This is a genomic window from Faecalibacterium sp. 3, assembly GCF_048323735.1.
Taxonomy (GTDB): Bacteria; Bacillota; Clostridia; order Oscillospirales; family Ruminococcaceae; genus Faecalibacterium; species Faecalibacterium wellingii.
Window position 1 is genome coordinate 2215584 of the sequence record NZ_JBLWFN010000001.1, and the last position, 17073, is coordinate 2232656.

General features: G+C 57.2%; 16 protein-coding genes and 1 tRNA gene. 1 reads left to right on the forward strand and 16 read right to left on the reverse strand.

Annotation, left to right across the window (positions count from 1 at the left end; genetic code table 11):
* Positions 1-10: 10 nt before the first annotated feature.
* The 3 genes from ACNSPV_RS10550 to ACNSPV_RS10560 are packed head-to-tail and all read right to left on the reverse strand — an operon-like array spanning position 11 to position 3667.
* Complete coding sequence (locus tag ACNSPV_RS10550) at positions 11-1216, reverse strand: ATP-grasp domain-containing protein (RefSeq protein WP_348583465.1); 1206 nt, start codon at positions 1214-1216, stop codon at positions 11-13.
* A gap of 35 nt (positions 1217-1251) precedes the next feature.
* Positions 1252-2715, reverse strand: coding sequence for a lipopolysaccharide biosynthesis protein (locus ACNSPV_RS10555; RefSeq protein WP_348583464.1), 1464 nt, complete (start codon positions 2713-2715; stop codon positions 1252-1254).
* Positions 2702-3667, reverse strand: a complete 966-nt coding sequence (locus ACNSPV_RS10560) for a glycosyltransferase family A protein (protein WP_339394917.1) — start codon at positions 3665-3667, stop codon at positions 2702-2704. The genes ACNSPV_RS10555 and ACNSPV_RS10560 overlap by 14 nt, the downstream gene beginning before the upstream one ends.
* A gap of 278 nt (positions 3668-3945) precedes the next feature.
* Between ACNSPV_RS10560 and ACNSPV_RS10565 the strand changes: the two genes are divergently transcribed.
* A tRNA-Leu gene (locus tag ACNSPV_RS10565) sits at positions 3946-4029 on the forward strand.
* 314 nt (positions 4030-4343) lie between these two features.
* Here ACNSPV_RS10565 and ACNSPV_RS10570 read toward each other — a convergent pair.
* From ACNSPV_RS10570 to ACNSPV_RS10630, 13 genes are all read right to left on the reverse strand, one after another.
* Positions 4344-4976 carry a thiamine diphosphokinase gene (locus tag ACNSPV_RS10570; RefSeq protein ID WP_348583462.1) on the reverse strand — a complete coding sequence of 211 codons (633 nt, stop codon included), beginning with the start codon at positions 4974-4976 and terminating at the stop codon, positions 4344-4346.
* Positions 4977-4994: 18 nt separating this feature from the next.
* Positions 4995-5873 (reverse strand): ribosome small subunit-dependent GTPase A, encoded by an 879-nt coding sequence (rsgA, locus tag ACNSPV_RS10575; RefSeq protein WP_348583461.1) that lies wholly within the window; start codon positions 5871-5873, stop codon positions 4995-4997.
* 11 nt (positions 5874-5884) lie between these two features.
* Positions 5885-7792, reverse strand: a complete 1908-nt coding sequence (gene pknB, locus ACNSPV_RS10580) for a Stk1 family PASTA domain-containing Ser/Thr kinase (protein ID WP_348583460.1) — start codon at positions 7790-7792, stop codon at positions 5885-5887.
* Positions 7792-8532 (reverse strand): Stp1/IreP family PP2C-type Ser/Thr phosphatase, encoded by a 741-nt coding sequence (locus ACNSPV_RS10585; protein ID WP_339395714.1) that lies wholly within the window; start codon positions 8530-8532, stop codon positions 7792-7794. Before ACNSPV_RS10585 ends, pknB begins: the two co-directional genes overlap by 1 nt.
* Before the next feature lie 17 nt (positions 8533-8549).
* The gene (gene rlmN, locus ACNSPV_RS10590; RefSeq protein WP_339395713.1) at positions 8550-9590 is read right to left on the reverse strand and encodes a 23S rRNA (adenine(2503)-C(2))-methyltransferase RlmN; all 1041 of its coding nucleotides are present in this window, start codon (positions 9588-9590) and stop codon (positions 8550-8552) included.
* Positions 9591-9641: 51 nt separating this feature from the next.
* Complete coding sequence (rsmB, locus tag ACNSPV_RS10595; RefSeq protein WP_348583459.1) at positions 9642-10964, reverse strand: 16S rRNA (cytosine(967)-C(5))-methyltransferase RsmB; 1323 nt, start codon at positions 10962-10964, stop codon at positions 9642-9644.
* Positions 10964-11884, reverse strand: coding sequence for a methionyl-tRNA formyltransferase (gene fmt, locus ACNSPV_RS10600; RefSeq protein ID WP_348583458.1), 921 nt, complete (start codon positions 11882-11884; stop codon positions 10964-10966). The genes rsmB and fmt overlap by 1 nt, the downstream gene beginning before the upstream one ends.
* Positions 11884-12420 carry a peptide deformylase gene (def, locus tag ACNSPV_RS10605; protein WP_348583457.1) on the reverse strand — a complete coding sequence of 179 codons (537 nt, stop codon included), beginning with the start codon at positions 12418-12420 and terminating at the stop codon, positions 11884-11886. Before def ends, fmt begins: the two co-directional genes overlap by 1 nt.
* A 16-nt stretch (positions 12421-12436) precedes the next feature.
* Positions 12437-14695: a replication restart helicase PriA gene (gene priA, locus ACNSPV_RS10610; RefSeq protein ID WP_348583456.1), complete on the reverse strand. Its 2259-nt coding sequence runs from the start codon at positions 14693-14695 to the stop codon at positions 12437-12439.
* Positions 14696-14715: 20 nt separating this feature from the next.
* On the reverse strand, positions 14716-15288 hold the full coding sequence (gene gmk / locus ACNSPV_RS10615; protein ID WP_348583455.1) for a guanylate kinase: 573 nt from the start codon (positions 15286-15288) through the stop codon (positions 14716-14718).
* Positions 15278-15556 carry an extracellular matrix/biofilm regulator RemA gene (gene remA, locus ACNSPV_RS10620; protein WP_249236697.1) on the reverse strand — a complete coding sequence of 93 codons (279 nt, stop codon included), beginning with the start codon at positions 15554-15556 and terminating at the stop codon, positions 15278-15280. Before remA ends, gmk begins: the two co-directional genes overlap by 11 nt.
* 23 nt (positions 15557-15579) lie before the next feature.
* Positions 15580-16458, reverse strand: coding sequence for a YicC/YloC family endoribonuclease (locus tag ACNSPV_RS10625; protein ID WP_249236698.1), 879 nt, complete (start codon positions 16456-16458; stop codon positions 15580-15582).
* A gap of 230 nt (positions 16459-16688) precedes the next feature.
* Entirely contained in the window at positions 16689-17030 is a 342-nt protein-coding gene (locus tag ACNSPV_RS10630) for a transposase family protein (RefSeq protein WP_249236699.1), read from the reverse strand.
* Positions 17031-17073 lie beyond the last annotated feature (43 nt).

The window sequence follows — 17073 nt, forward strand, 5'->3', positions numbered from 1 at the left end:
TCTGCAGAGTTCAATCTTTTTCCAAGAGATCGATATAAACCAGTTCATCCATCCTGTTCATCATATCAAACATCTGCTTTTCATCCGGGAACTTCATAAAGATGATTCCCAGACATTTGGCTGCATTGTCAAAAAACTCTATCTTGTCGCCTTCTTTTTTATAAATACACTTCCGGTAAATATACTGTTCCAGTTCCGGCGCAAACGAGATACCTTTATAAATTCCATTCTTTGCACTATGGAGATTGCAGGTAGCATAGCAGCCCTTTGGCTCATGGGGGCATTCACGAACTTCTCTGCCCATCGCCGCTTCCACCGACATCTGTGCAACATCCACACCAAAGATATCCCCCAGAAGGTCCGGTATCATATTGCCGCCTGCCCGTGGGCCGATGTCAATGGGCCACACCCGGCCGCTTTTATCTACGACCAGTTCCACATTCATAGAACCATTTGCGATTTTCAGCAAATTGACCAGTCTCTCGACGGTTGCTTTTACATTCGCCGTATCCGGCGCTTCCAATTGGAGCGGATAGCTCTTGCCTACCGGAACCAGCGGATTCACTCTGCTGTCACGGTGACAGTTCATCAATCCCCAAAGAACCACTTTTCCGTTTGAAATGAATACATCCCCTCCAATCAGATAAGGGTGCTTCTTTTCAATAAAATCTTCTATCACGATCCTGTGGCACCGGGAAAAAGAAAATGCAAATTCGATTGCTTCTGCAAGTCCTTCCCCTGTTCTCAGTACAGTTGCGCCCTTGCTTCCGGACGAATCTACAGGCTTAATAATAAGCGGATAATTCAGCCTTGCCCTGTCTGTCAATGCTTCTTCTCTGGTCACATAACTATGTGCTGTGGGCGCAGCAAAGTCGTTTTGAGCAAGGAATCTGCGGAACTTGTCTTTATTGCAAAGTATCTCCACCGACTTATACGGGTTACCCGGCAAACCAAGCTTTTCTGCCACGTAGGCTGCCGTGGGGGCCGCCGGGTCAGATGCGTATGCCAGAACACCGTCCACCTGTTCCTTCCTGGCCACATCCAGAACAGCTTCCTTATCTGTGGTGCTGACAAGATAAAACTTATCTGCAGCATATTGACCCGGATTATCCGGCAAAAAATCGCACAGTATCGTTTCACAGCCCAGCCGTTTTGCTGTTTTGATCGCGACAACCTGCTGTGCCGAACCACCCAGAAGAAGAAGTTTTTTCGTCATGACTTCTGTTTTCCTTTCCGTCATTTTCCGCTCGTTCACTCTTCATTATCAGCCCACGGTTTTCTCTGAATTTTGGGCTTCACCACATTCCAGAGATACTCAAATGTGTCAAGCTTCAGCAGTGCAGAACCGCCCAGATACACCGATGCACCGATCAGGATCTGAATGACCAGCGTTACGATGTCCGGCAGATGTGCAAGATTGACCAGCCACATGCAGCAGCCCATGAAAACAGCCAGTAGAATGCTGGGCAGGATGTCTTTCAGCTGTTCCAGATAACGGTAATCCAGCAGTTTTCTGTTCGGCCATGTATTGATGAGCTGGCTCAGCAGGCTGCTCAGGATCAGGCTGTAGGCCATTGCCATCACGCTGATGTGGTAGGTCAGCAGGAGCAGGGTCAGGCCCATGATCTTCTTGATGATCTCCAACTTCAGATACACTCCGCTGCGGCCCATTGCCTTGATCGCATTCAGGTTTGCCGTGTGGATCGGATAGAACATGTAGGTGATGCAGAAAATCCGCAGATACGGCACGCAGGGCAGCCACTTCTCAGTCAGCACCAGCCGGACGAGCGGCTTTGCGCAGAAGAACATCGCCATCATCAGCGGCGCAATGACGTAAACGCAGGTCTTGATGGCACGGCGGGTCATGTTTTTCACCCGCGCAGGCTCGTCCTGCACGGCAGACATTGCCGGGAGCAGAACGCTGTCAATGGAAGAATCCACGTTGACCGCGATCGTATCCGGTGCAAGCATACCCTCATTATAAAAGGCAAGATCAGCCGATGTGTAAACGCGGCCGATCACAAGGCTGCGCAGATTATTGTATACGGTATCCAACAGGGAGGAAGCCAGCAGTCTCCAGCCATAGGATAGCAGCCCTTTCAGCCGCTGCCATGAAAAGACCGCCTTCGGTCTCCAATGCACCGTGAGCCAAAGGATCAGCGTATCAATGGCCGTGTTGGAAAGCTGCTGTGCCACCAACGCCCAGACGCCAAACCCGGCATAAGCCATGCCAAGCCCCAGAAATGCGGAGAACAGCGTACCGCCCAGCGTTGCAAAGAAAAAGCGTTTGAACAGCATATTGCGGGACACATAGGCCTGCTGGATGCCTTTGACACCGGAAAACACCAGCGTCAGGCTGGCAACGCGAACCACGGGCGTCAGCGAAGGATCTTTATAGAATGCCGCAATATAAGGTGCCGCAATGAACATTCCGGCATACAGCACCAGACACACCGCAAAATTGAAATAGAATACCGATGAAAAATCCAGATCGTCTGCATCTTTTTTCTGGATCAGTGCTGTACCAAGACCGCTGTCGATGAACACCTGCAAAATGTTGATGAACACCGCCACCAGCGCCGTCTTGCCATAATCTTCCGGCATCAGAATACGGGCCAGCAGCAGCGTTACAACGGCTGTCACAAGCTGGGCACCGCAGCGCTCTGCAAAGCGCCAGATAAAGTTGTCAAGAATAATGTTCTTATCTTTTTTCATTTCGTTCTGTCTTAAACTCCGTCCGTACCGTATCCAGCACATGTATTTTCTTTTCCAGCGACAGTCCCATAAAAATGCCCAGCTGCGGACCATGCAAAAGGCATCTGCCGCCTTTCTGGAGAACTGCCAGCTGCAGCTGGTCACGGTTCGCCACATCATTTACCGCCTTCTGGTATTCAGGCGTAACCCCCTGTTCGCGACAGTAACGACGGAGCTTTTCTGTAAAGTCTGTTCTCGCTTTCTGGCTGCAAATGCGCTGTTGCTTAGATGCGTTGTTCTGGTTCCGGGCAGTCCACGAACCGGCGGTAAACATCCGGTAGACAGACATGATATCCTTTAAATAGTGGATCTTCCCGTTCAGCCGCATATAAACTGCACGCGGATAATCACCGAATCCATTTGCTCTGAGTTCATCCGGTATGCAGAACCACTCTCTCCTGCATAAAATCGAGGACGTATGGAAACAGGCTGCACTGTAATTGACGACCTCCTTGAATGTGAGATCACGATCCTGTTCTCCTTTATACATCGGCCACGAACCGCCCGTGCGGCAGTCCAACAGCCGGGTATTGTGCACACAGGCCGCATACTCCTCATGCGATTCCAGGAAATCCACCTGCTTTTGCAGTTTGTTTTCATCACACCAATAGTCATCGCCTTCACAGATCGCCGTATACTTTCCCTTCGACCGAGGGAAAAGAATGCTTTTCGTGATGAATACTCCCTTAGAATACTGATTTTCAGTCTGGTAGACCGGTTTAATGATGTCCGGATACTTTGCCTCATATTCTGCGATGATCGCAGCCGTGTGATCTGTGGACGCATCATCATTTATAAGAACTTCATACCGGAAGTTCGTCTTTTGATTCACGAATCCGTCCAATGCGCTACGGATGTATTTTTCATGGTTATATGCGATACAAAGAACGGACACCACTACATCATCGTTCATTTTTATCTCCCCCGATGCTTCAACCGCACCGTTGCTTTTCCATAGTTATATTTATAATATCACATGTTCCGATGCATTTCAACTTGTGCGTTTTTTCTGGGCATGAGTTTTCCGGCGATCTCCCCTCATACAGCCGCTGTATCTATGCTTACGCCGGATTTTTTTCAAAAAGGGAAAAAAGAGCTTGACTATCCGACAGGAACGTGGTAATATATTCAAGCAGTCCGCAAGCACAGCTTCAAACCTCAGAAGTTGGATGGACAGCACCAACAGAATATGCGAGGGTGGCGGAACTGGCAGACGCGCACGTTTGAGGTGCGTGTGGTTTATCCTTGGGGGTTCGAGTCCCCTCCCTCGCACCATAGAGAACCCGCGAAGTTACGTTAAAAATTTGTAGCTTCGCGGGTTTTTCGTTTTTGGCAGCGGTCAAATACTGCCTGATTTTGCGGGAGCAGAAAAAGCACCAACAACAAGATCCCCTCTCTGACGGTACGCCCATAACAGAGAGGGGATCTTTCAGTTTTCCTTTTTGATACCGAACAGCCTGCGCAGGATCCCGCGCAAGGCCTTGGGGCTCTGGATCACAATTACCTGCATATGCTCTCCCCTGCCTTTCCGTTTTCTGCTCCATCCTATGCGGGCAGCAGACAAAACGTTCCGGCAGAAGCAGCTGGCATCAGTCCGGGATGGTCTCCACCGCCACCAGCGCACCGCTGCGGGTGCTGATGGTGATGCAGTCCGAACCTTCGGCGTACTCGTTGCTGACCCCCAGCGGATACGCGGCGGTCAGCTCTGCGTTATCCAACTCATAATAAGAGCCATGTTCGCACACGCCCTCTGCCCTGCCCTCCATCGGAAAGGCCGAGAAAAAGAAATAATTCTCCTTCGGGTAGCGGCGGGTCTCGCCGGGCATCACGTAGGTGATGCGGCTGCGCTCGTCCAGCAGAGTGGTGCGCACGCCGCGCCGCTCCAACCCAAGGCCGGTGCACAGGTTTGCGAGCGTATGCTCTACCCGTCTGCCACCAAGACCGCCCAGCAGCAGCACCTCATCAAAACCTTTTTCTGAGGCCAGCTTTGCGGCATACTCAGTGTCGGTATCATCCTTGACGTGGGGCAGAACGATGACATCATCCTGCTTTTCCGGGCAGGGGGCGGTGTCAAAATCGCCCAGGATGATATCGGGCTTACAGCCCAGCGGAACACAGTTGCGATAGCCTGCATCGCAGGCAATGATAAAATCGTCCGGCCGCAGGGCCTTTGCCAGCTCCGGTGAGACCGGGCAGGCCGAAATGATCACACAGCGTGACATGAATCTCTTCCTTATCCTTTATACTTTCGGGCGCTGCCAATCCTTCACGTCCTTGACTTCCTCGTACATGGTGCAGTAGCTGTCGTACCGGGTCTGAGAGAGCCTGCCCTCTGCCAGTGCCGCGCGCACGGCGCAGCCTTTTTCGCTGCGGTGGGAGCAGCCGGTGAACTGACACTGTCCCAGATAAGGCCCGAACTCCGGGAACGCATGCTCCAGATTTTCCTTGGAGATAAAACCGGCGCGGTTCGCTTCCAGGCTGGCAAAGCCCGGCGTATCCGCAATGCGCCCGCCAAAGGCTTCAAAGATGGTCACCTCACGGGTGGTGTGGCGGCCGCGGCCCAGCTTCTGGCTGATGGCGCTGGTCTCCCGCTCGGCTTCCGGCAGCAGATGGTTCAGCAGGGTGGACTTTCCCACGCCGGAGTTGCCGCAGAAGGCGCACAGCCGGCCATTGATCCACTGCTTCACCTCGTCCAGTCCTGCACCGGTCTCATAGTCGATGCGGATGAACGGCAGGGTGGATCTTTCGTAGGCAGAGCGCAGGAACTCTGCCTCTGCCAGATCGCCCTTGGTGCACACGATCACCGGCTGCACGCCCTTGTCCACCGCAATGGCAGAAAGCTTATCCAGCACCAGCGTGCTGGGGGTGGGCTGGGTGGTGCTTGCCACCAGAAACAGCAGATCAAGGTTTGCCATCGGGGGGCGCACAAAAACGTTCTTTCGCGGTGCGATCTCCGCAATGACCGAAACACCGTTCTCGGTTTCCAGCGTCACTTCGTCGCCTGCAACCGGCGTGATCTTCTGTTTGCGGAAGATGCCGCGGGGCTTGCACTCCACAATGCCTTCCGGCGTTTTTACGTAGTAAAAGCCGCCGATGCCCTTTGTGATATATCCTTTCATGTGCGCCTCCGTCAGCTCAGCAGCGAGGACCACCAGTCGGTCAGCGGAGTCTGGGAAGGCTCCCCGCTGCCCGCTGTGCCCTGCTCACCACTCGCTGTTGTGCTGGAGGAAGAGGAGGACGAACCACCGCCGAACAGGCCGCTCCACCAGTCGCCGCCTGTCGTGCTGTCGCTGGGTGCTTCCGGTTCCGGTGCAGGCTCCGGCCCGGCACTGACCACGATGTTCACCCGGCCATTCAGCTTTGCGGTAGCGCCTGCCGCCGGGTCCTGACTGATGACGGTGCCCACCGGCTGGTCGCTGTACTGCTCAGACTGGCTGCCCAGACCCAGATGATTCTGCACCAGCAGGGTGCGGGCATCCCCGGCGCTCATGCCAATGAGCGAGGGCACCTTGGTGGTGGTGGCCACCTGCGGGCGGCTGATATAGATCACTACCGTGCTGCCTGCTGCCACCTGACTGCCTGCTGCCGGGTCGGTGCGGATGACCGCACCGGATGCCACTGTGGTATCCACAGCCTGCGTCACCAGCACCGAGACTCCCAGATCTTTGAGCTGCTGCTCTGCATCTGCCTGCACATAGTTGGTCAGATCGGGCACCGTGACATACTGGGTGCCCAGACTGACAGTAAGGGTCACATTCTGGCCCTCACGCACCGTGCGGCCGGAGACCGGCGACTGCTTGTAGATATAGCCCGCCGCATAGTCACTGTTGTACTCCTGCTCCCAGGTAACACTGATCTGACCGGAGACAACCTGCTCGGTGGCGGCAGCCTCGTCCTGCGTCATGCCGATATAATCGCCCAGCGTGATATCTGCTTTGTTGTTCATCAGGTTGGAGGAATCGTTCAGGATCATCCAGCACAGTGCAAGGCAGGCAAGGGCAAATGCAATGGTGATGCCCAGCAGCGCCGGAAGATAAATGGTACGGCGCTTCTTTTTGCGGGATGCAGTCTTTTTGCTGCGGGGCGCAGGTTTTTCGGCAGGTCGATTTGTGCGGTTCTGGCTCATGGTACGTTTCACCACCTTTTCGGGTGCATCTTCTGTAATATATTTGTACTCGAACATCACGGAGGGATTCTGCACGTAGGCGTCCAGTGCATCCATCATCTCGCGGGCAGAAGCATAGCGGTTCTGCGGCAGCTTTGCCATGGCTTTTTCGGTGATCTCCACCAGGGCGTTCGGTACCTCCGGCGCGATCTCGTGCAGAGACTTCGGCTTATCCGAGATCTGCTTGATGGCGACCTCCACCATGTCGTCTGCGTCAAAGGGCAGATGACCGCTGAGCATCTCGTACATCATCACGCCCACCGAGTAGATATCGCTGGTGCAGTCAGTCTCATCACCTTTGGCCTGCTCCGGGCTGATATAATGCACGCTGCCCATGGCCTTGCCGCTGAGCAGCTGATTCTCGGCCCGGGAGATGCGTGCGATACCAAAATCCATCATGCGCAGCTGACCATTGTCCAGAAGCATGATATTCTGGGGCTTGATGTCCCGGTGCACCACACCGTTGGCATGGGCATGTTCCAGCGCCTTTAAGATCTGAGAGATGAAATGCACAGTCTCCCGGTTGGTCAGCCTGCCGCCGCGCTGGTTGAGGTACTCGCGCAGGGTCATGCCGTCCACATATTCCATCACGATATACTGCAGATCATCGTTCACCGAAACATCATATACCTTGACGATGTTCGGGTGATTCAGCAGCGAGATGGCCTTGGATTCATTTTTAAAACGGCGCACAAGATCCGGGTCATGCATATACTCCTGCCGCAGCACCTTGACCGCCACCACTGTCCCGGCGGGAACAGGGCCGTTCTGGCCAAGCATGACCGCCTTGTAGACGTTCGCCATGCCGCCGGAGCCGATCAGCTCCTTCACCTCATACAGACCATCCAGCTTTTTGCCGATCAGGTTGTCCATCAGCGCACCTCCTCCACACACAGAAGCAGCGCGGTGATGTTATCCGGGCCGCCGTTTTCGTTGGCAGTGCGGATCAGCAGATCCGGCAGATCATAGAACTTTCCCGTGCGCAGCAGCTGTTCCAGCTGTTCTTTGGGCACCGCATTGGTCAGGCCGTCCGAGCACAGCAGCAGAATATCTCCGCTGTGCAGCTGTGCGGTGGCAAACTCCGGTTCCAGCCGGTAGTCCACACCCAGAGCACGGGTGATGATGTTCTTCTGGGGGTGATGCTCGGCTTCCTCCACGGTAATGGTGCCGCAGTCCACCAGCTCCTGCACGTAGGAGTGGTCGTGGGTGAGCTGGGCAAGCTGCCCATCCCGGTACAGGTACGCCCGCGAGTCACCTGCATGGCACAGATACACCCTGCCGGAGCGCACCAGTGCGCATACCGCCGTAGTGCCCATGCCTGCCAGTGCTTCCTCCCGCAGAGCCTTCTGGAACACAAAGCGGTTGGCGCTGAGCAGTGTTTTTTTCAGGAAGGTCTCTTCCTCGCCGGGCAGGCACTTGGAAGCATACTGCTCCTGAAAGCAGCGCTCAATGACATCACATGCGCTCTGACTGGCTTCCCTGCCGCCGCGTGCACCGCCCATGCCGTCACACACCAGCAGCCATGCGGCATCGCCGGGCAGTTCTCCTGCGCGATAATCGTCCTGATTATCCTGCCGGACCCGGCCGACATCCGTTTTTCCTGCAAGTTTCATAGGATACTCCCTCTATTTTACGCTTTCCCGTTCATTTCGTCCCGGCGCAGCTGGCCGCAGGCGGCGCTGATCTCGCTGCCAAGACGTCGGCGCACCGTAGCATTGACGCCAAGGCTTTCCAGCTTCTGCTGAAAGCGGCGCACATTGGCGGCATCGGTAGCCGAATACGGACTGCCGTCCACAGGGTTGATGGGGATCAGGTTCACATGAGCCCCCATGCCCCGGATGAGGTTTGCCAGCTGCTTTGCACAGGCATCCGAATCGTTGACGCCGCGCACCATGGAATACTCAAAGCTCACCCGGCGTCCGGTGGTATCCTGATAGCGGCGCACGGCCTGCATCAGCACTTCCACGGGGTAGGCGTCGTTCACCGGCATCATGCCGCTGCGGATCTCGTTGTTGGGCGCGTGCAGGGACACCGAAAGGGTGAGCTGCAATTTTTTCTCGGCCAGCAGATCGATCTTTGGCACAAGGCCGCAGGTGGAAAGACTGATGTTGCGCATCCCGATGTTGACGCCCTCGGGCGAAGTGATATTTTCCAGAAACTTCATCACTTCGTCAAAGTTATCCAGCGGTTCCCCGATGCCCATGAGCACGATGTGGGAAATGCGCTCGCCAATATCCTTCTGTGCGGTGTAAATTTCGGAGCAGATCTCGCCGGCTTCCAGATTGCGCACCCGGCCTGCCTGCGTAGAGGCACAGAAGCGGCAGCCCATGCGGCAGCCCACCTGAGTGGACACACACACGGTATTGCCGTAGTGGTAGCGCATGACAACGGTCTCGATGCAGTTGCCGTCTGCCATGCGCAGCAGATATTTTACGGTGCCGTCCTTTGCTTCCTGCCGGCGCTCGATCTGGGGTGCTGCGATATAGAAGCTTTCTTCCAGCTTTGCCAGCAGGGTCTTGGGCTGGTCGGTCATAGCAGAAAACTCGGTGACCAGCTTCTGGTGCACCCAGTGGAAGATCTGCTTTGCCCGGAAGCCCGGCTGGCCCATCGCTTTCAGTTCAGCGGTCAGCTCTGCCAGCGTCAGGGAAGAGATACAGCGTTTTTGTTCCATTGTGTTCTCCTATTGGTTTTTACGAATAAGCTGCCTGTTTCATTGCAGCTCTCACCCGTTTTTCTGCATGGCACACAGGAAAAATCCGTCCATGCCGGTACGGGTGGGCACCGAAAGCGCACCGTGCTCCCCTGCCGTCATCCCGGCGGGCAGCGCCACGGCGGGCTTTACCACCGTAAACTCCGGGTGACGGCCCAGAAATGCCGCGATCTGCTGCTGGTTCTCTGCCGGGTCGATGGTGCAGGTGGAGTACACCAGCCTGCCGCCCGGTTTGAGCAGCTGTGCCGCCGTATCGAGGATGGCCGACTGCGTGGCCAATAATTCAGCTTCGCGGGCCGGTTCCAGCTTTTTGTAGCGCAGATCCGGCTTTTTAGCCAGAATGCCCAGACCACTGCAGGGCACATCTGCAAGGATGCGGTCGGCCTGCGGCAGAATTGGATTCACTTTTGTGGCATCACTGCACAGGACCTCCACATTGGTCAGTCCCATGCGCTGCACCGTCGTGCGGATCAGGCCCACGCGGTTCTCGGCGGCATCGCAGCTGTAGAGCCTGCCGGTGCTGTGCATCTGCTCGGCCAGCAGGACGGTCTTGCCGCCGGGGGCCGCACACAGATCGATGACCGTTTCACCGGGCTTTGCTTCCACGCAGAGCGCTGCCAGCTGGCTGGCCTGCCCTTCCACATGGAAATATCCCTGCCGGAACAGCTCGTTTTCCGCCGGGCTTCCCTCGAACCGGGCCAGCACACTGCCGGGTACAATGCCGGGCCTTGCTTCCTTTGCTCCGGAATCCAGCAGCTTTGTGCAGAGTTCTTCTGCGCTTGTCTTCAGCGGGTTTGCCCGCAGGCTGGTCATGCCTCCATCGGCTTTGTAGGTGAGGATATCCAGTGCTTCATCCGGGTAGTTTTTGTGCAGAAATTCCGCCACATCCCGCCCGGCAGAGCCCAGCACCATGAGCCGCTCCACTTCGTTTTTGAAGCTTGCGGTGCTCAGGTCGTAGCTGCACGCCTTGCGCAGCACCGCGTTGACCAGACCGGATGCGCTGGATTTTTTGAAGGTGCGGGTCAGCTTGACCGCTTCGTTCACCGCAGCGGACACCGGCACCTGCATATAGCGGGCCTGCGCCAGCGCCGCGCGCAATATTTCGCGCACCGGTGCATCCAGCTTGGCAAGGCCTTTGGGCAGGAACTGGCACAGGATGTAGTCCAGCGTGCCCCGGTGTTCCAGCACCGTGTAAAAGATGGCGCTGGCAAAAGCTTTATCGCGGCCTTCCAGCTGCTGGCGTTTAAGCTCGGCATCCAGAACAAGATTGGAAAAACCGGCCTGCTCCTGCCGTACCAGCGCCGCCACAGCTGCCGCGCGCGGATTTGCCGCCATCAGAGGATATCCCCCGCCTTGAGGCGCTGACCGGCGGCAAATGCGGTGCCGTCCATAGGCTTTTTGCCCTCCGGCACCACGTTCAAAAGCTGGACAGCACCTTCTCCGCAGGCCACGGTCAGCGGCTTTGTCGCCAGCACCGTGCCGGGCGCTTTGCCGGAAGCTTCCACCGCACGGCACTCCATCACCTTGAGCTTCTTACCGCCGGAGGTGATGAACCATGCGCCGGGCCACGGGTTCATGCCGCGCACCCAGTTATGGATGTGGGCGGCAGATTCGGTAAGGCGGAACTCCGCCATCTCTTTATTGAGCATGGGAGCAAGGCAGGCGTTTTCATGGTCCTGCGGCTGTGCAATCAGCGTGCCGGCAGCGATGGCGGGCACCACCTCGCACAGCACCCGGGCACCCACGGCGGTCACGCGGTCAAACAGCTCGCCGCTGGTCTCCTCCGGGTCAATGGCGAGCTTTTCACAGCAGAGCACGTCGCCGGTATCCAGCCCCTCGTCCATCTGCATGATGGAAACGCCGGTCTCGGCGTCGCCGTTCAGCACGGCCCACTGCACCGGAGCGCTGCCGCGATACTTGGGCAGCAGGGAGACGTGCAGGTTGATGCAGCCATATTTCGGCGTTTCCAGCACCGACTTCGGCAGGATGCAGCCATAAGCCACCACCACGATCAGCTCCGGGGCCAGTGCGCGGATATTTTCATCTTCGCTGCCGTCCCGCAGGGTACGGGGCTGGAACACCGGCGTGCCGTGGGCAAGCGCCACTTCCTTCACCGGCGGTGCGGTCAGCACCTGCTTGCGGCCAACCGGCTTATCCCGCCGGGTATACACTGCACAGATGTCATGCCCGGCAGCATACAGGGCTTTCAGGCACTCGGCGGCAATATCCGGCGTGCCCATGAACAGAATGCGCATCAGTTGTTTCCTTTCGCTTCGCGGGCAGCTTTTTTGCCCTCTTCGGTATCCTCATAGAAATACTCGCTGGACTGCATGATGGTGATGCCGTCCAGATGGTCGTTCTCATGCTGGATGCAGCGGCCCAGCAGATCCTCGGCTTCCAGCTCAAACCACTCACCGTGGCGGTCCTGTGCGCGCACCTTGACAGCGACGGGGCGGGTCACGGCGCCGTTATGGCCCGGGAAGGACAGACAGCCCTCATAGGCGGTCTCCTCTTCCTCGGATACGGCCAGGATCTCCGGGTTCACAAAGTCGATAAACTTATACTCGTAATCCTCCGGGATCTCCTCCGGGGCATCGGTGGTGTCCCACACCACGAACAGGCGGCGCAGCATGCCCACCTGCGGGCCGGCCAGACCCACGCCGTCGGCGGCGATCATCGTCTCGCGCATATCGTCCAGCAGAGTAGCCAGACGGTCGTCAAAGTTGGTCACCGGGCGGCAGACCTTATTCAGGATGGGGTCGCCCTCTTTTACAATGTTACGGATTGCCATTTATGGTACCTCCTAATCAGATATCTCCGTCCGAATGCAGATCCACCGCAACGGTGGCCTTGGACGGAAGTTTTTCCTGTTCATACAATTCCAGTGCGCTGCGCACGAGGTCGCGGAAGCGGCGGTCGTTGCGGCACTTGATGGTGAGCTTATAGCGATAGGTGTCGTTGATCTTCTCGATGCTGCTAGGGGTCGGCCCCAGCACCCGCAGGGGCAGGTCCGGCTGTTTTGCTGCCTGCTGGCCCAGAAGAGCCGCAAAGCGCGCTGCGGCCCTTGCCGTCTCGATCTCCTTTGCACCTGCAAAGCCGATGACGCACAGCCCGCAGAAGGGCGGGTAGAGGCCCAGCTTGCGATATGCAATTTCCTGCTCGAAGAAGGCGTCGTAGTCCTGCGCGGCGGCGAGGTTGAGGACGGGGTTGTCGGGGTCGGTGGTCTGGATGATGGCGAAGCCCGGGTCTTTGGCCCGGCCGCTGCGCCCCACCACCTGCGTGATGAGGCTGAACACGTTTTCGTAGGCACGGAAGCCCTGCGCAAACAGCAGTGAATCGATGCCCAGCACACCCACAAGAGTCACATCCTCAAAATCCAGTCCCTTGGCCACCATCTGGGTGCCCACCATGATGTCGTATTCGTGATCTGCAAATTTTGCCAGCAGCTTTTCGTGGGCGTCCTTGGCCGCGGTAGAATCCTGATCCATCCGCAGCACCCGTGCATCCGGGAAGAGCTTTGCAAGCTCTTCCTCCGCTTTCTGGGTGCCGAACCCCCGATACTGCAGCTTGCCGCCGCAGGTGGGGCAGACGGTGGGCGGTTCCATCTGGCTGCCGCAGTAGTGGCACAATACCTTATGCGCCGATTTATGGTACACCATGGGCACGCTGCACTTTTGGCACTTGAGCACCTCGCGGCAGTCCTCGCACTGGGCCATGGTCTGGTAGCCCCGGCGGTTCAGCAGCAAAATAGTCTGCTTGCCTGCGTCCAGATTGCGGCGGATAGCGTCCTCCATGGCAAGGCTGATCTCCCGGGGGTTGCCCGATGCCAGCTCGGCGCGCATGTCCACGATCTGCACCTTCGGCAGCGGGTTACCGCCGTAGCGCTGAGTGAGCCGCACCAGCTGGGTGCGGCCGTGCTGGGCCGCATAAAAGCTCTCGGTGCTGGGGGTGGCGCTGGCCAGCAGCAGCAATGCACCGTTCTCCGCCGCGCGCTGCCGGGCCACCTCGTGGGCAGAATAGCGGGGCGCGGATTCCGAGCGGTAGGTGTGCTCCTGCTCTTCATCGATGATGATGAGCCCGATGTTTTCCAGCGGCGAAAAGATGGCACTGCGGGTGCCCACCACAATATCGGCACCGCCGTCCTGGATCATCTGCCACTGCAGCAGACGTTCCGTGTGGTTGAGGGCAGAGTGCTGCACCGCCACCCGGCGGCCAAACTGGCTCTTGAGCCGCAGGATCATCTGCGGCGTCAGGCTGATCTCCGGCACCAGCACCAGCGCTTTCCGGCCCTGTTCCAGACAGTGTGCGATCAGCTTTAAAAATACAAGCGTTTTGCCGCTGCCGGTCACACCGTACAGCAATGCCGAGTGGGGCGCATCATCCTCCAGCTTTGGCAGCAGGGCATCGTAAGCCGCCTGCTGTTCTGCCGTCAGGCAGATGGGCTCGTTTTTGAGCGGAATGGACGAATACAGGTCGATGGACTTGTTCACCTTGCTGCATTCCAACACGCCTTTGGCGCACAGATTATCCAGCACAGCACGGCTGATGCCCTTGTCCTCCAGCTCGTTCAGGGTGCGGGGCCCGCCGCCCAGCAATGCCACTGCCGCCAGCTGCTTGGCCGTGGGCTTGGGCTTTTGCTGCAAAGCCCCCACCAGCTTATAGCTGTTCTCTGTGTGGCGGGTGAGCTGCTTTTGCAGCACCGGCGTCACACCGTCTGCCGCCACAGCGGGCTTGTACTGCGCACCATAGGGAATGACCGCCTTGACCGCTTCATAATAGGTGCAGAAGGTGCGTTCCTTCAGAAAGTGCACCAGACGCAGCAGCTCCGGCGTCAGGCAGGCCGAAGCCGGGGCCACGTCGAAAAGATATTTCAGCTTTGCACTTTCCGGCTCGGCATCACAGGCCAGCACCACACCCATGCGGGCGCGGCTGCCCCGGCCAAAGGGCACCAGCACCATGCTGCCCAGCTTTACGGTGTCCTGCTGGTCCGGCATGACCGCGTAGGTATACAGCTTATCAAAGTGGAAGGTCGCATTGCTGACGGCAACGCCTACCGTTTTGGGCATTCGTCCAGCTCCTTCAAATGTTATTCTGCGCTTTCGATGCGGCGGCAGATTGCCTCATACAGTGCATCGGCGCAGGTATCGACCCGGTCGTTGACCAGCTTCAGGGTAAATTTATCCTGCTGGGCCAGCTCCTGCCGGGCCGTAGCAAGACGTTCCTGAATGCTGTCCTCGGTCTCGGTGCCGCGGCCGCGCAGACGGCGTTCCAGCTCCTCCACCGAGGGCGGCAGCAGGAACACGGTGGTCGCGCCGGGGAACATGCGGCGGATATTCGCTGCGCCGTGCACATCGATGACCAGAACGACCACCTTCCGGGCTGCCAGACGCTTGTCCACCTCTTCGCGCAGGGTGCCGTAGTAGTTGCCGTTGTAGAAGTTGTGCTCCACCACCTGATCGTTTTCAATCAGCTGCTGGAACTGCTCCCGGGTGCGGTAATAATAGTCCACGCCCTCCTGCTCACCGGGACGCGGTGCGCGGGTGGTGGCGGAGATGGTCTTTTCGATCTCCGGGTGTGCTTCGCGCAGTGCCTTCACCACGCTGTCCTTGCCGGTGCCTGCTGCACCGGAAACTACAAACAGATATTTATCATTCGCCATGGGACGGTTCCTCCTCTGCTGTCACTCTGCTCTCCTGCCCTGCCGCGCGGTTGGCCACCGTTTCCGGCTGGAGCGCCGAGAGCACCACGTGATCGGAATCCATGATCAGCACCGCACGGGTGCTGCGGCCATAGGATGCATCGATCAGCATCCCGCGCTCCCGCGCTTCCTTGATCAGACGCTTGACCGGGGCCGAGTCCGGGCTGACGACAGCCACCACGCGGCCCGCACTGACCATATTGCCAAACCCGATGTTGATCAGCTTCATAAATTCCTCCGGATCTTACTTCATCATTCCAGATTCTGGATCTGTTCACGGATCTTTTCGATCTCGGCCTTCATGTCCACCACGATGCGGGTGATGTCCAGATCCTGACACTTGGAACCAATGGTATTGGTCTCACGGTTCAGCTCCTGCGTCAGGAAGTCCAGCTTGCGGCCCACCGGCTCGTTCAGGGCCAGAATGTCCCGGTACTGTGCGATATGACTGCGCAGGCGGACGGTCTCCTCGTCCACAGCAGTCTTGTCGCCAAAGATGGCGGCTTCGGTCAGCACGCGGGCATCATCGATATCGCGGTCTTCCAGAATGACCTTGAGCTTTTCATACAGGCGGGTGGTGTAAGCCTCCACACGGCCCGCGCTCAGAGTCTCCACTTTGCCGACACATTCCTCCAGAAAATTCAGGCGGTTCTCCACATCGGCCTTCATCTTGGCACCCTCGGCGGCGCGCATTTCCACAAAGCGATCCAGCGCCTGTGCCGTAACGGCAGACACATCCTCCCACAGCTGTTCCTCGTCCACATCCGCATGGCGGGTGGTGAGCACATCCGGGAAACGGGTGATCACCCCGGCAGAGATATCATTTTTGACGCCCAGCTGCTCGGAGATATCCCGCATGGCCTGCTGATAGCTGCGGGCCAGTTCCATGTTGACCGCAACCACGGTATCTGCGGCATCTACATTCTGTACCGTCATGCTCAGCTCCACCTTGCCGCGGGTGATGCGTTCGTTGAGCTGCTTTTTCAGTCGGCTGTCCAGATAGCTGCAGGTGCGCGGGATGCGCGAAGAATACTCAAAGTAGCGAGAATTGACGCTGCGCAGTTCCACCGTGATCTCACGGCCATTGCGCACAGCAGTCCCACGGCCAAAGCCGGTCATGCTTAAGATCATAACGTTCTCCTATTTTCTGTTTTTCAATGTTTTTGCATACAGATTCCGGTATATGTATCCGCCTTTGGGTGCACAAGCCCATGTTACGATACATATAGCTTCATTTTACTATTCTTCGGCTCAAAATTCAAGGTGCACTGTTGTGCATTCCGGCCAAAATGCCCGCAATGAACGCCAATAAGTAAAAAAGCTCCGGCACAGAATCCAAAGATTTTGTGCCGGAGCCTGTTTCAGTTGGTTTTGTACACACAGGTAACGCTTTTCTGGATCAGATCTGCGTTCAGCAGGGTCTGCTCCACCCAATGAACATTCACTTCAATGGTATCGCGGGAGACCTCGTATTCTGCAGCAATGCTGTCCATGCTGCGGTATTCATGACGGTAGATCAGGGTCAGCACCAGCTTATCCAGCATGGTGATCTTGGTAAAGCGCGGCTTACGCTTATGCTCCCTACGATAAGCGTCTTCCAGTGCTGCCAGCATCCGGTCAAACTCCCTTTTTCCAACGCCAAAGGTCAGCACATAGTCCCGCTCCGTAAATTCCGCAAGGCGCTGGGCAGTAACTTTTCTCATAGGGGTCCCCTCCTTCTTTTGTGGCAATACCCGAATGCCGCGC